Below are 13,066 nucleotides of genomic sequence, written 5' to 3'. Positions count from 1 at the left end.
GAATCGGACGAGGGGCCCACGCACCTAACCTTCCTGGGTGACAACTGCGTCCCCGACTTTCACGCGTAAGAGAACCGGCGAGATCCGCGCTGTGTGCCTGGACGTCGACGACACACTTGTCGACTACAGCACCTCTTCGCGCGCCGCGTTGGCCTCGATGGTCGGTAACGCCGACGCCTGGTCGTTGTGGCAGCGGATCACCGACGACCACGTCTCCCGCCAGCTCGCCGGCGAGCTCCAGTACGAGCAGATGCGCAACATCCGCACCCAGGCCTTCTTCTCCGCCCTCGGCGAGGAGCTGTCGATCGAGGAGGCCACCCGCCGCGAGCTCGGACGCCAGGCGGTCCTCTCGGCGGGCTGGTGCCTGTTCCCGGACGTCATCCCCATGCTCGACTGGCTGCGGGCCACCGGCCTGCCGATCGCCGCGATCAGCAACGCCTCCGGACGCCACCAGCGCGTGAAGATCGCCCAGCTCGGCCTTTCGCCGTACTTCGACGCCGTGCTCATCGCCGGCGAAGTCGGCTGCGCCAAGCCCGACCGCGTGATCTTCCACACCGCGTGCCTCGCACTGGGCGTCCCGCCCGGCGACACCGTGCACGTCGGCGACCGGCTGCACGCCGACGCCATCGGCGCCAGGGACGCCGGGATGCACGGCGTCTGGATCAACCGCACCGGCCCCACCGGCGGCACCCTGCCCACGGGCCTGTCGTCCATCACGACGCTGGCGGAACTGCCGGAGCTGCTCGTCTGCGAGCTCTCCGCCGCCACCGCCTGAGCGCTCCCCGAGACCGGCTCCCACCTGGGCTTTTGCCGTTAGGTGGGGGCCGATTTCACTTCTGGCGGGGACGTGGTCTAGTATTTCTCCCGGCAGCAACGAGGGCCTTCGGAACTCAGCGAGAACCGAAGACGATCGTGAGAGCCAATGGGGTATGGTGTAATTGGCAGCACGACTGATTCTGGTTCAGTTAGTCTAGGTTCGAGTCCTGGTACCCCAGCTGCTGAGAAGAAAATCGAGAGTGGTAAGCTCCCGATCGAGAATCTCGGCAAAGCAAGAAAACGAACTGAATAGCCCGGATTTGGAACCGGCAGAGCGATCTGATAAGGTTCCTCCAGGCAAGAAGTTCTAGGGCCCCGTCGTCTAGCGGCCTAGGACGCCGCCCTCTCAAGGCGGTAGCGAGGGTTCGAATCCCTTCGGGGCTACAGAGGTGGGAGAGGCCTGTCAGCGGAAAGCGCTGACAGGCCTCTTTCGCTTTGTCCTCTGGGGGCCGAGCCCCCAGACCCCCAGCCGGCGGGCTTCGCCCCCGGACCCCCCGTTGGGGTTCCCGTCGAGGAATGTGCGGGCTTCGCTTCGCTCGCCCCTTGGGTGACAAACAACGAAGGCAGACTGGGCGTCGCTTCGCTCGCCCCCGACTAATGGGAGCGGTGGCGGGGGCTTATTAGTTTGGTGCGACAAAGCCCCCGGCGCTGGAGCGACGGGGGCTTTGTGTGTGGAGGGTTACAGGCGGCTTTGGAGAGCTTCTGCGGCGGCCAGGAGGTCTGCTGCCCAGCGGGCGCCGGGGCGGCGGCCCATGCGGTCGATGGGGCCTGAGACGGAGACTGCGGCCACTACGGCGCCGGAGGAGTCTCTGACTGGAGCGGAGACTGAGGCGACGCCTGGTTCGCGTTCTGCGACGCTTTGCGCCCAGCCGCGGCGGCGGACCTCCAAGAGCGTGCGTTCGCCGTAGACGGCGTCCGCGAGGACCGCGCGCTGGGTACCGGGATCCGACCAGGCCGCCAGGACCTTCGCGCCCGAACCCGCCGTCATCGGCAGGCGGGCACCGATCGGCACGGTGTCGCGGAGACCCGACGGCGGCTCCGCCGACGAGACGCAGACGCGCTGCATGCCGTCACGGCGGTACAGCTGCACGCTCTCACCGGTGATGTCACGCAGCCGCGGCAACACCGAGGACGCCGCGTCCAGGAGCGGGTCCGTCGCACCACCCGCCAACTCCGCCAGCGCCGCACCCGGACGCCAACGGCCGTCAGAGCCCCGGCGCAGCAGGCGGTGCACCTCCAGGCCCACGGCCAAGCGGTGCGCTGTTGCTCGCGGAAGGCCGGTGCGATTGCACAACTCAGCCAGGCCGCACGGATCTTTTGCCACGGCGTTCAACACGGCCACTGCCTTGTCCAGCACGCCGATCCCGCTATGCTGTCCCACAAGCCGATACTAACTTCCCAGACAGTGAGAAGTCCAGATCTGTCGGCACGTCCAGACTGTGGGAGATGTCGCGATGAGCCGCACGCTCGCGGAGAAGGTGTGGGAGGCACACGTTGTGCGCCACGGCAGTGGCGCGGAGCCGGACCTGCTCTACATCGACCTCCACCTGCTGCACGAAGTAACCAGCCCCCAGGCGTTCGACGGGCTGCGCCTCGCCGACAGGAAGCTGCGCAGGCCCGACCTCACGATCGCCACCGAGGACCACAACGTCCCGACCGTCGACATCGACAAGCCGATCGCGGACCCCGTGTCGCGCCTGCAGGTCGAGACGCTTCGCCGCAACTGCGCGGAGTTCGGCGTGCGGCTGCACCCGATGGGCGACCTGGAGCAGGGCATCGTGCACGTGGTCGGCCCGCAGCTCGGCCTCACGCAGCCCGGCATGACGGTCGTGTGCGGTGACAGCCACACGTCCACGCACGGCGCGTTCGGCGCGCTGGCGTTCGGCATCGGCACGTCCGAGGTCGAGCACGTGATGGCGACGCAGACGTTGCCCCTTCGTCCGTTCAAGACGATGGCGATCAACGTCGAGGGAGCGCTCAAGCCGGGCGTCACGGCGAAGGACGTCATCCTCGCCGTCATCGCGAAGATCGGTACCGGTGGCGGGCAGGGCTACGTCCTGGAGTACCGCGGCGCCGCCATCGAGGACCTGTCGATGGAAGCGCGCATGACGGTCTGCAACATGTCGATCGAGGCGGGCGCCCGCGCCGGCATGATCGCGCCGGACGACACGACCTTCGACTACCTGGAGGGCCGCCCGCACGCACCGTCCGGCGCGGACTGGGACAAGGCCGTCGAGTACTGGCGGACGCTGCGCACCGACGACGACGCCACCTTCGACGCCGAGGTGACGATCGACGCCGACGAGCTCACGCCGTTCGTCACGTGGGGGACCAACCCCGGTCAGGGCCTGCCGCTCGGCGCGAGCGTTCCCGACCCGGAGGCCATCGCCGACGAGAACGAGCGCGTGGCCGCGGAGAAGGCGCTGTCGTACATGGGCCTGGAGCCCGGCATGCCGCTGCGCGACATCCGGGTGGACACCGTCTTCCTCGGCTCGTGCACGAACGGGCGCATCGAGGACCTGCGGGCCGCTGCGGACGTCATCAAGGGCAAGCGCGTCGCCTCCGGGGTGCGGATGCTCGTCGTGCCCGGTTCGATGCGGGTGCGCAGGCAGGCCGAGGACGAGGGCCTGGACAAGGTGTTCCTGGACGCGGGCGCCGAGTGGCGGCAGGCCGGCTGCTCGATGTGCCTTGGCATGAACCCGGATCAGCTCGCCCCCGGCGAGCGCAGCGCCTCGACCTCCAACCGCAACTTCGAGGGCAGGCAGGGCAAGGGCGGCCGCACGCACCTCGTGTCCCCGCTCGTGGCGGCCGCGACGGCCGTGCGCGGCACCCTGTCGGCCCCCGCAGACCTGGAGAACTGACCATGGACGCCTTCACCACCCACACCGGCGTCGGTGTGCCGCTGCGCAGGTCCAACGTGGACACCGACCAGATCATCCCGGCCGTCTACCTCAAGCGCGTGACCCGCAGCGGGTTCGAGGACGGCCTCTTCGCCGCCTGGCGCGGTGACGAGCACTTCATCCTCAACCAGGAGCCGTTCCGGGCCGGCAGCGTGCTCGTGGCCGGCCCCGACTTCGGCACCGGCTCCTCCCGCGAGCACGCCGTCTGGGCGTTGATGGACTACGGCTTCCGGGTGGTCGTCTCGTCCCGGTTCGCCGACATCTTCCGGGGCAACGCGGGCAAGCAGGGCCTCGTCGCCGCCCAGTGCTCCCAGTCCGATGTCGAGCTGCTGTGGAAGCTGCTCGAGTCGGAACCCGGCACCCCGGTCACCGTCGACCTCACCGACAAGACCGTCCGCGCCAAGGACTTGGTGGCGCCCTTCGAGATCGACGACTACACCCGCTGGCGGCTTCTGGAAGGCCTCGACGACATCGCTTTGACACTGCGCCACGAGGCCGAGATCAGCGATTTCGAGGGCAATCGCCAGACTTGGTTGCCCACAACGGATCCGCTTCCGGCGGTCTGAGAGGGGGCCGGATTCTCCCCTTGAGAGGGGCGAATCCGGCGCCCGGAGTCCCTCGAAGGGGCGCAATTAGCCACGCCACAACGAAAATTTTGGCGTGGCGATTGGTATTTCCCGCGATTTGGGCCTACCGTTGCGTTCTAGTCGGCCCGAGCTAGGGCCGTGAGCGTCCTGGGAGGGACTGAAGGTGAACAAGGCCCAGCTCATCGAGGCGCTCGCCGAGCGCCTCGGAGACAAGAAGACTGCCGGTGCTGCTGTTGACGGTCTCGTCGATGTGATCGTGCGAAGCGTCAACAAGGGCGAGAAGGTCAACATCACGGGCTTCGGCGTCTTCGAGAAGCGTGCCCGCGCGGCTCGCACTGCGCGCAACCCGCGCACCGGCGAGACCGTGAAGGTCAAGAAGACCAACGTGCCCGCGTTCCGGCCCGGCTCGACGTTCAAGGACGTCATCAGCGGTGCGAAGAAGCTGCCGAAGGCCGTTGCGGCCAAGGCCGCCGCGAAGCCCGCCGCCGCCGCTGCCACCGCGAAGCCCGCGGCCACCAAGGCTCCGGCGACCAAGGCCGCGACGACCCGCGCGACCACGACGCGCACGCGCACGGCCGCGGCCGCCACCAAGGCGCCCGCGACCCGTCGCACCACCACCACGGCCGCCGCGGCGAAGACCACGGCTGCCAAGGCGCCCGCGAAGGCGCCCGCCACCAAGGCCGCCGCCGCCACGAAGACGACGGCTGCGAAGACGACGGCTGCCAAGGCCACCCCGGCCAAGAAGGCCCCCGCCGCCAAGACGACGGCCGCGGCGAAGCCCGCTGCCAAGACGACGGCCGCGGCCAAGCCGGCTGCTCGCAAGACGGCTGCCAAGAAGAAGTGAGACGGGCCTCCCGGAGAGGAGGCTGCGTCACTTCAGCATCATGCGAAAGGCCCCGGTGTGCGCACACCGGGGCCTTCGTGTTCGCCGGTGCGGGCCGGAACCGGCGCTGAGTTCGCAGGCGTGAGCTCGCGGCGCGGATGGCGCCGCCAATCTCCATTCCGCCAATACAAATAACGCTCGGCCCTTCCGAACGCACCCCCGCACAAGCGAAACCGCCGCCTTCCCGGCCCACTCAGTTGCCGGAGGCGAACTTTCGTCGGGCGAGAAGACGGCGGCGGTGCGAGCGCGGCCGGAACGGTCTCAGGGACGGGGCAGCGGCGAGGCCAGGTAATGCGCCGACACCAGCGTTGGCCAGCGCGAAGGCGCGTCCGAAGTGGACCAGGAGCCGAACGGGCGGGTGAAGGCGAGCACCCAGGTGCTGCCCTTCTTGCACGGGACCTCCGGCAGCCGCAGACCCCCGAGCTCGGCCAGCGTCTGCACCAGGGACGGGATCACCCCGCCCTGCGACGACACCACGGCCCTGCCTTCGTCAGCCGCGACCTCCAGCAGCCGCACCAGCCCCGCCTCCGGGTCGGGCCAGTAGCCCTCCTCGGACAGCCGCGGCTCCTCGACCACCTCCACGTCCAGGTCCGCGGCCACACCCCGCACGGTGTCCGCACAGCGCACCCGAGGGGCCGTGTGCACGCGCGTGGGCGCCCACAGGGGCAGCAGCGCTCGCAACGCCTTGGCCTGCCGCCACCCGGCGTCGGAGAGCGGCCTGAGGTCGTCGTCGCCCTCCCACTCGGACCGCTTGCCGGCCTTCGCGTGCCGCACCAGCAGCACCAGCAGCAGGTCCGCGGGCAGCCGCGCGAACTCGGCCAGCACCAGCCGGTCCGGTTCGTAGGTCAGCAGCGCGGTGGCCTCGGCGACCGGCAGCCAGCGCAGCTCGTCGACCTCGTCGTTGACCGCGAAGGACCCCGACACGGCCTCGGCCGCGTAGTAGTCGACCGTCTTCGGCACGCCCTTGACGTCGTAGGAGACCTGCTTCAGGTGCCGGCCGAGCACGCACGCGTACCCGGTCTCCTCGGCGATCTCCCGCACGGCGCACTGCGGGATGGTCTCCCCGTCGTCGAGCTTCCCCTTGGGCAACGACCAGTCGTCATAACGCGTGCGGTGGACCAGCGCGACCTCGACGTCCCCGTCGGCGTCGCGCCAGAGCACCGCACCGGCAGCTCTGATCACCCAAGGGCTCCGTGCTCGTGCAGCAGTTCCATTTGGTGGTCGCGCACGGACGTGCCGTCCGAGGGCGATGGTTCCCATTCTCCGTCGGCGCGCAGCACCCAGCAGCGGGTGTGCGGGTCCAATGCCGAGACGAAGATGTTCGAAAGCTGGTTCGTGAGCCGCGGATCGGTCACGCGAACGGCGACCTCGACGCGCCGGTCGAGATTCCGGTGCATCATGTCCGCGCTGCCGATCCAGAACTCGTCGCAGCCGACGAACTGGAAGATGCGCGAGTGCTCCAGGAACCGGCCGAGGATCGACCGCACGTTGATGTTCTCGGACAACCCCTTGATGCCGGGTTTGAGGCCGCAGATCCCGCGCACCACCACGTCGACCGGCACACCGGCCTGCGACGCGCGGTACAGGGCGTCGATGACCTGCTCGTCCACGAGCGAGTTCACCTTGATGCGCACACCGGACGGACGGCCCGCCTGCGCGTGCTCGATCTCCAGGTTGATGCGCTCCACGATGCCCTTGCGCACGCCGTAGGGCGCGACCAGCAGCGAGCGGTACTCGTCCTGGCGCGCGTACCCGGTCAGCACGTTGAACAGGTCCGTGAGGTCCGCGCCGATCGTCGGCTCCGCGGTGAGGATGCCGACGTCCTCGTACAGCCGCGCCGTCTTCGGGTTGTAGTTGCCGGTGCCGATGTGGCAGTAGCGGCGGATCGTCGAGCCCTCCTGGCGCACCACCAGCGAGGTCTTGCAGTGCGTCTTCAGGCCCACCAGGCCGTACACCACGTGCACGCCCGCCTTCTCCAGCGTGCGGGCCCACTTGATGTTCGCCTGCTCGTCGAAGCGCGCCTTGATCTCCACCAGCGCCACGACCTGCTTGCCCGCCTCGGCCGCGTCGATCAGCGCGTCCACGATGGGCGAGTCGCCGGAGGTGCGGTACAGCGTCTGCTTGATGGCGAGCACGTACGGGTCGGCCGCCGCCTGCTCGATGAAGCGCTGCACGGACGTGGAGAACGAGTCGTACGGGTGGTGCACGAGGACGTCGCCCTCGCGCAGCGTCGCGAACACGCTCTTCGGCGTCTCCCGCTCACCGAACGCCGGGTGCGTCGCCGGCACGAACGCCGGGTCCTTCAACGTCTTGCGGTCGATGCCGTAGAGCTGCCACAGGCACGACAGGTCGAGCAGCCCCGGCACGGTCACGACGTCGTGCGGGTCGACCTCCATCTCCCGCAGCAGCAGTTCGAGCATGTGCTCGGTCATGTCGTCGGCCACCTCGAGGCGCACCGGCGGGCCGAAGCGGCGCCGCGCGAGCTCGCGTTCCAGCGCCTGCAACAGGTCCTCGTCGCGGTCCTCCTCGACCTCCAGGTCCGCGTTGCGGGTCACCCGGAAGGCGTGGCACTCGATGACCTGCATGCCGGCGAACAGCTCGCCCAGGTGCGCGGCGATCAGCTCCTCCAGCGGCAGGAACGTCGCCGACGACGAGGACCGGTCCGACTCGACCCGCACCAGGCGCGGCACGTTGTCCGGCACCTTCACGCGGGCGAAGCGCTCGCCGCCGCCCTGCGGGTCGCGCACGGTCACGGCGAGGTTCAGCGACAGCCCGGAGATGTACGGGAACGGGTGAGCGGGGTCGACGGCCAGCGGCGTGAGCACCGGGAAGACCTGTTCGCTGAAGTAGTTCGAGAGCCGCAGCCGGTCGTAGTCCGTGAGGTCGCCCCACGTCACGATGCTGATCCGGTGCTCCTCCAGACCGGGCCTGATGTGGTCGAGGAACGCGCGGGCGTGCTGCTCCACCAGTTCCTGCGAGCGCTTGGAGATGGCCACCAGCTGCTCGAGCGGCGTGAGCCCGTCCGCGCTGCGCACCGTGAGACCGGTCTCCGCCCGCCGCTTCAGCCCGGCGACCCTGACCATGTAGAACTCGTCGAGGTTCGAGGCGAAGATGGCGAGGAACTTCGCCCGCTCCAGCAGCGGCTGCGAGGAGTCCTCCGCCAGCGCGAGCACCCGCGAGTTGAAGTCCAACCAGGACAGTTCCCGGTTGAGGTAGCGGTCGTCGGGCAGGTCGGTCGGCAGCGCGCTCGACGTCACGGCGGGCGGTGCGGAGGGAACACCCCGCACCGGCGTCGCCACCGGCTGCGCGGGCTGGGTCTTGCGCCGCGGTGGGTTGGACGCCCGCCTCGTGGCCGCGCGCGGCTGCTTGCGCGTGGTCGCCTCGGGCGGGGTCTCCGCCGCCTTGCTCCGCGTGGCTCGACGCCGGGGAGGTGTCGGCTTGCCGTCAGTGTTCTCCGTGCTCACGCCCCGCATTGTTCCGCACTATCGGCGTGAGCGCCCCCGCCGAGAACGTCCGACCGGTGAACTCCTCGTCACAGAACAGGCGGCCGGACGGCCGTCACGACGCCGCCGGCATCGCGTTCGAGGGTCACCCGCTGACCAGGGCGCAGCATCCGCCAGCCACCCGCCGCGACCGCTTCCGCGCTCACGTCGAGCAGAACGCCGTCGTCCCGCAGCACCACCGCGGAACCATCACCGTCAAACGTGGACACCGTCGCCTGCACGGAGCAGAACGATAGACGTCCGGACCCGACCGGCCGAACCGGTGCGCCGCCGGGCCGGCGTGGAGACCGGCCTCGCGACGTCCGACGTCACCGAACCGGACCAGCCGGAACGCCTGTTGATGTTGAGTTGGTGGTACTTGCAGATGCCGGCAGAGCCAGGGGGGAACTTGGGGCGTCGAAGGCACAACATCGTGTCTGCTGTGGACCCGGCCGGACTCGGGGTGCTGCCCACCGGCACGTCCGCGTGCATCAACGGGTGCTCGTTCCTGTGGACGGCGGGGTTGGGCAGGTCGGACGCCAAGACCGGCCCGCGAGCACCCGCCGGGTTCGCCGCCCTGCGGGTCACGAGCCGGATCGGCCGGGGAGAGCGACCGGGAACCCGTGCCGCTCGCCCCGAACCCGTTCTACGGCTGGGCCTGCCCGATGGTCGCGAACCGCGCCGACTCCGGCGACTGCGGAGCGGGGGCCTGCGGAGCGCCCTGCTGAGGCACGTCCGCCTCCTGGACGCGCCGGCGGGCGATCACCCGGCGGCCGAGGTTGATCATCGGGATCTCGACCGCGCGGTACAGGACGCTCGCCAGCGCCAGCCCCAGCGCGGTGACCGCCACGGCCTGCCCGGTGCCGGACAGCTCGGGCCAGAAGAACCAGATGACCGTCGCCGCGACCGTCTGCACGAGGTAGAGCGAGTACGACCGCTCACCCACGAACTGCATGGGCCGGGTGGACAGCAGGGTCGTGACCGGTCCCGGCGAGACCAGCGCGGCGAGCAGGACCGCGGTCGCCACCGCGTAGACGGGGATGACCAGGACGTGACCGGGGATGCCCGCCAGCCCGTCGAGGAACGCGGCCATCGGCTTCACGGCCAGGTGCACGCCGGCGAATCCGATCGGGACGACGAGCTGCGCCGCGCGGTTCGTCAGCGGCCGCAGCACCGCGAAGCCGAGCGGGCTGTGCAGCGCGACGGCCAGCAGCACGCCGGTGAGGATCGAGAAGTAGTGCAGCGGCCAGCCGGGGTTGCCGTGGCCCACCGTGAAGTTGACCGCGACGAGCGCGAGCAGCATGCCCAGCAGCGCGGCACCGGCGCGGCGGCGCAGCACGACGGTGCCCAGCGCGATCGCCACCAACGGCCAGACCAGGTAGAACTTCTGCTCGATGCCCAGAGACCACGACTGGCCGTACGGGCTGTTGTCGGCGAACTCGTTGGTGAACGTGAGGAAGTACTTGAGCGACGGGCCGATCCCGTTGCTCGTGAACGTGCCGTAGAGCGCCGAGCTGACCGCGGCGACCGCCAGCACCACCAGGTACACCGGCATGATCCGGAAGGCCCGGCGCAGGTAGAACTCCTTGAGCGAGATCCGGCCGGTCCTGCGTTCCTCGCGCAGCATCAGCGTGGTGATGAGGAAACCGCTGAGGACGAAGAACATCTGGACACCGGCCCAGCCCTGCAACCAGTCGGGGCCGCCGTAGTGGAAGAACACGACGAGCACGGCGGCGATGGCGCGCAGGCCGTCGAGCGCGGGAAAGCGGCGCAACGCCAGGTAGTCGGCGTGCGTCAACGAAGACAACTCAGAACACCTCGGGAACGCGTCGGGGAACACGACGTCGGGGGCACGTCGCCAGGGGGGTTACTTCGGGGGATACGGATGTAAAGGTGCTGAGGGTTCCCGTTGCGTTGCTCGGAGTAACTGATTCGTGGCGTTCGTCACGGTGTCAGCAGGCGGGCAGTGCGGACAGCGCCGACAGGGGAGCGGCGGCCGCCACGTCGCGGCCGCGCCGGGTGAGCGCGCCGCCGTGGACCTCCAGCCAGTAGTCGTCCTCGGTCGTGTGCACGGTGGTGCCGCTGCGGACGTCCGTGACGTACGAGGACTCCGAGCGCCACGACACGAAGTCGCCGCTGACGCGCGGGAGCACGATGCCCTCCGTCTTCGGCACCGCCTCGATCTCGGCGATCCTGCGCGGCCGCGGCCAGTCCGCCCGCCAGGCGAACAGCTCGTCCTCCTGCGCCCACGCGAGGGTCCGGCCGTCCGAGGCCACGTCACCGCGGGGTGCCGCCGTCGCCAGCGGCTCCGGGACCACCGCCTCGCCGCGGTCGGTCCGCACCGCGCGGAACCTCCCGTCCTGCGTCCAGACGAGCATGTCGCCGAAGAACGCCGGCGACTTGCCCTTGCCGACGACGGTGTCCTTCTTCTTCGCGAGGTCGTGCAGGTGGACCTCACCGGCGTCCGACCACGCGGCCTTGCCGTTGTGCAGCACGGGAGCGCTGCGGCCCGCGAGCTCGACGGGTGCGCCGTCCCTCTGGGAGTCCCAGGCGTAGATCGTGAGGTCGCGGCTCTCCTGGCCGGGCGCGGTCGCGAACGTGACCCAGCGGCCGTCGAACTCGACGTCCGAGATCTGCGCGTCGTCCTGCGCCGCCATGACCTGCTGGCGCTTGCTCCGGTCGCGCAGCACGAGCTCGGTGGTGCGGTTGCGCTTGGTCTTCACCAGCGTCGTGCCCGCGGTGCCGTCGGCGGCGACGACGCTCACATGTTCGTGCGAACCCACCTCGGTCCCGTTGCGGGACAGCTGGTCCTTCCAGTCCGCGGGCAGCTCCGCGCGGCACGACAGCAGCTTGCTCGGTGCGGTGTACCCGTCCGGCCGGTCCAGGTGCAGTGCCGTGGCGCAGCCGGCGACGGCGGTGAGCACCGCCAGTCCGATCAGAGTTCGCATTGGTCCCCAAGGTCGTGGATCACCTCCGAGGACGCGTGTGAGCCGCTCAGGTTGTCCAGGCGGGCAAGGCGTTCGCGGTGTGCCGGCCCAGCCCGAGGGTCCGCGCCAGCCGCAGGTCCTCCTCCGTGTCCACGTCGCAGCGCAGCGACGGCCACGGTCCGGCCAGCGCGACCGCGCCGGACCGCTCGTGCAGCCCGGCGGAGCCGGCGCCGAAGTGCGGGTCGAGCTCACCACCGGGTGCGGCGAGCAGCAGCGTCGTGCCGGTGCCCTGGCGGTCGGGGACGAACGCGCGCCTGCCGTCGGCGGCGACCAGCGCCGCCTGCAGCTCGCCGGACCGCAACGCGGGCAGGTCGGCCTGCAGCGCCCCGATCCGGTGCGACCGCAGCGACCGGGCGCCGTGCAGCAGCGCCTCGTTGAGACCGGGCTCGGGCGGCTCCGGCAGCGCCGCGACGCCGAGCGCGGCCATCTCCGCGGCCACCGCCGGGTCGGATGTGACGGTGACCACGCGCCGGACACCGGGGGTGGCCAGAGCGGCGCTCACGGTGTCGAGGGCGAGCGCCAGCGCCAGCGCCGCGTGCGACACCGGATCGCCGCCGGTGGCACTGCTCAGCCTGGTCTTGGCCCTGTCCAGCGTCTTGACCGGAACCACGAGGTCGACTTCATCCCGCACCTCGTCATAGTCCACGATCTGGCGACTAATGTGCGCATGGGCGCAGATCTACGCAGGTGAGGAGAGGCCACGTGGCCAAACGGGAGAAGGGCGGCTTCTGGGTCGGTGTCGCCGCGGCGATCGTCTACCCGATGTCGTTCGTGCTGGGCAGGCACCGGATCCTGCACAAGGACCGCATCCCGCGCCAAGGTGCGGCCCTGCTCGTGATGAACCACATCTCGCACCTCGACCCGTGCTACGACGCCGTGTTCGTGCACCGCAGCTACCGGGTGCCGCACTTCCTCGCCAAGCACAGCCTGTGGAACGTGCCGGTCATGGGCTCGATCCTCAAGGGCGCGAAGCAGATCCCGGTCTACCGCGGCACCTCCGACGCCCAGCAGAGCCTGCGGGCGGCGCACGAGGCGCTGGAGAACGGCCAGGTGGTGGTGATCTACCCGGAGGGCACGATCACAAGGGACCCCGACGGCTGGCCCGCGAACTCGCGCACCGGCGTGGCGCGGCTGGCGCTGCAGCACGACGGCCCGGTCATCCCGGTCGCCCGCTGGGGCACCCTCGACCTCTACAACCACTACCAGCGCAAGTTCCGGCCGTTCCCGCGCAAGACGATCACCCACCTCGTCGGCGAGCCGGTCGACCTGTCCGCCTACCGCGGCAAGGAGGAGACGCTGCCGTTGCTGCGGGAGGTCACCGACCTGCTGATGGGCAGCGTCAAGGACCGCCTCGCCGAGATCCGCCAGGAGCAGGCGCCGGCGGGCTTCTACGGACCGAGGAAGGCCTGAC

12 protein-coding genes and 2 tRNA genes are annotated in these 13,066 nt (G+C 70.1%); 7 read left to right on the top strand and 7 right to left on the bottom strand.

The window, feature by feature from the left end:
* Positions 1–37 precede the first annotated feature (37 nt).
* The 3 genes from AB0A63_RS16405 (at position 38) to AB0A63_RS16395 (ending at position 1,200) form a co-directional block, all read left to right on the top strand.
* On the top strand, positions 38–775 hold the full coding sequence (locus AB0A63_RS16405) for an HAD family hydrolase (RefSeq protein WP_360391203.1): 738 nt from the start codon (positions 38–40) through the stop codon (positions 773–775).
* Between the two features lie 148 nt (positions 776–923).
* Positions 924–995 (top strand) — tRNA-Gln (locus AB0A63_RS16400).
* Positions 996–1,127: 132 nt separating this feature from the next.
* A tRNA-Glu gene (locus AB0A63_RS16395) sits at positions 1,128–1,200 on the top strand.
* Positions 1,201–1,495: 295 nt separating this feature from the next.
* Here AB0A63_RS16395 and AB0A63_RS16390 read toward each other — a convergent pair.
* Positions 1,496–2,197, bottom strand: a complete 702-nt coding sequence (locus AB0A63_RS16390; RefSeq protein WP_053736944.1) for an IclR family transcriptional regulator — start codon at positions 2,195–2,197, stop codon at positions 1,496–1,498.
* A gap of 73 nt (positions 2,198–2,270) precedes the next feature.
* On the opposite strand from AB0A63_RS16390, the gene leuC reads away from it, so the two are divergent.
* From leuC to AB0A63_RS16375, 3 genes are all read left to right on the top strand, one after another.
* Positions 2,271–3,677, top strand: coding sequence for a 3-isopropylmalate dehydratase large subunit (gene leuC / locus AB0A63_RS16385; protein WP_360391200.1), 1,407 nt, complete (start codon positions 2,271–2,273; stop codon positions 3,675–3,677).
* Between the two features lie 2 nt (positions 3,678–3,679).
* Positions 3,680–4,282 (top strand): 3-isopropylmalate dehydratase small subunit, encoded by a 603-nt coding sequence (leuD, locus tag AB0A63_RS16380; protein ID WP_360391197.1) that lies wholly within the window; start codon positions 3,680–3,682, stop codon positions 4,280–4,282.
* A 184-nt stretch (positions 4,283–4,466) separates the two neighbouring features.
* Positions 4,467–5,147 (top strand): HU family DNA-binding protein, encoded by a 681-nt coding sequence (locus AB0A63_RS16375; protein ID WP_360391194.1) that lies wholly within the window; start codon positions 4,467–4,469, stop codon positions 5,145–5,147.
* Between the two features lie 300 nt (positions 5,148–5,447).
* On the opposite strand, the gene AB0A63_RS16370 is transcribed toward AB0A63_RS16375, so the two are convergent.
* From AB0A63_RS16370 to cofC, 6 genes are all read right to left on the bottom strand, one after another.
* A complete protein-coding gene (locus AB0A63_RS16370; protein ID WP_360391512.1) occupies positions 5,448–6,365 on the bottom strand; it encodes an NUDIX hydrolase in 918 nt (305 codons plus the stop codon).
* Positions 6,365–8,659 (bottom strand): RNA degradosome polyphosphate kinase, encoded by a 2,295-nt coding sequence (locus AB0A63_RS16365; protein ID WP_360391191.1) that lies wholly within the window; start codon positions 8,657–8,659, stop codon positions 6,365–6,367. Before AB0A63_RS16365 ends, AB0A63_RS16370 begins: the two co-directional genes overlap by 1 nt.
* 59 nt (positions 8,660–8,718) lie before the next feature.
* A complete protein-coding gene (locus AB0A63_RS16360; RefSeq protein WP_360391188.1) occupies positions 8,719–8,898 on the bottom strand; it encodes a hypothetical protein in 180 nt (59 codons plus the stop codon).
* A 416-nt stretch (positions 8,899–9,314) separates the two neighbouring features.
* Positions 9,315–10,475 carry an acyltransferase gene (locus tag AB0A63_RS16355; protein WP_360391185.1) on the bottom strand — a complete coding sequence of 387 codons (1,161 nt, stop codon included), beginning with the start codon at positions 10,473–10,475 and terminating at the stop codon, positions 9,315–9,317.
* Between the two features lie 145 nt (positions 10,476–10,620).
* Positions 10,621–11,616 carry a hypothetical protein gene (locus AB0A63_RS16350; protein ID WP_360391182.1) on the bottom strand — a complete coding sequence of 332 codons (996 nt, stop codon included), beginning with the start codon at positions 11,614–11,616 and terminating at the stop codon, positions 10,621–10,623.
* Positions 11,617–11,662: 46 nt separating this feature from the next.
* Positions 11,663–12,286, bottom strand: coding sequence for a 2-phospho-L-lactate guanylyltransferase (cofC, locus tag AB0A63_RS16345; protein ID WP_360391179.1), 624 nt, complete (start codon positions 12,284–12,286; stop codon positions 11,663–11,665).
* Positions 12,287–12,357: 71 nt separating this feature from the next.
* Here cofC and AB0A63_RS16340 point away from each other — a divergent pair, with 71 nt between their 5' ends.
* Positions 12,358–13,065, top strand: a complete 708-nt coding sequence (locus AB0A63_RS16340) for a lysophospholipid acyltransferase family protein (protein ID WP_360391176.1) — start codon at positions 12,358–12,360, stop codon at positions 13,063–13,065.
* Position 13,066: the final 1 nt, after the last annotated feature.

It is taken from the genome of Lentzea sp. NPDC042327 (genome assembly GCF_040647275.1).
Lineage (GTDB): Bacteria > Actinomycetota > Actinomycetes > Mycobacteriales > Pseudonocardiaceae > Lentzea.
This window is presented reverse-complemented; position numbering and strand designations above follow the sequence as displayed.

Excerpts from the sequence above, each read along its gene's own strand:
- AB0A63_RS16365 (WP_360391191.1), bottom strand. The coding sequence starts at position 8,659 with ATGCGGGGCGTGAGCACGGAGAACACTGACGGCAAGCCGACACCTCCC.
- leuC (WP_360391200.1), top strand. The coding sequence starts at position 2,271 with ATGAGCCGCACGCTCGCGGAGAAGGTGTGGGAGGCACACGTTGTGCGC.
- AB0A63_RS16350 (WP_360391182.1), bottom strand. The coding sequence starts at position 11,616 with ATGCGAACTCTGATCGGACTGGCGGTGCTCACCGCCGTCGCCGGCTGC.
- leuD (WP_360391197.1), top strand. The coding sequence starts at position 3,680 with ATGGACGCCTTCACCACCCACACCGGCGTCGGTGTGCCGCTGCGCAGG.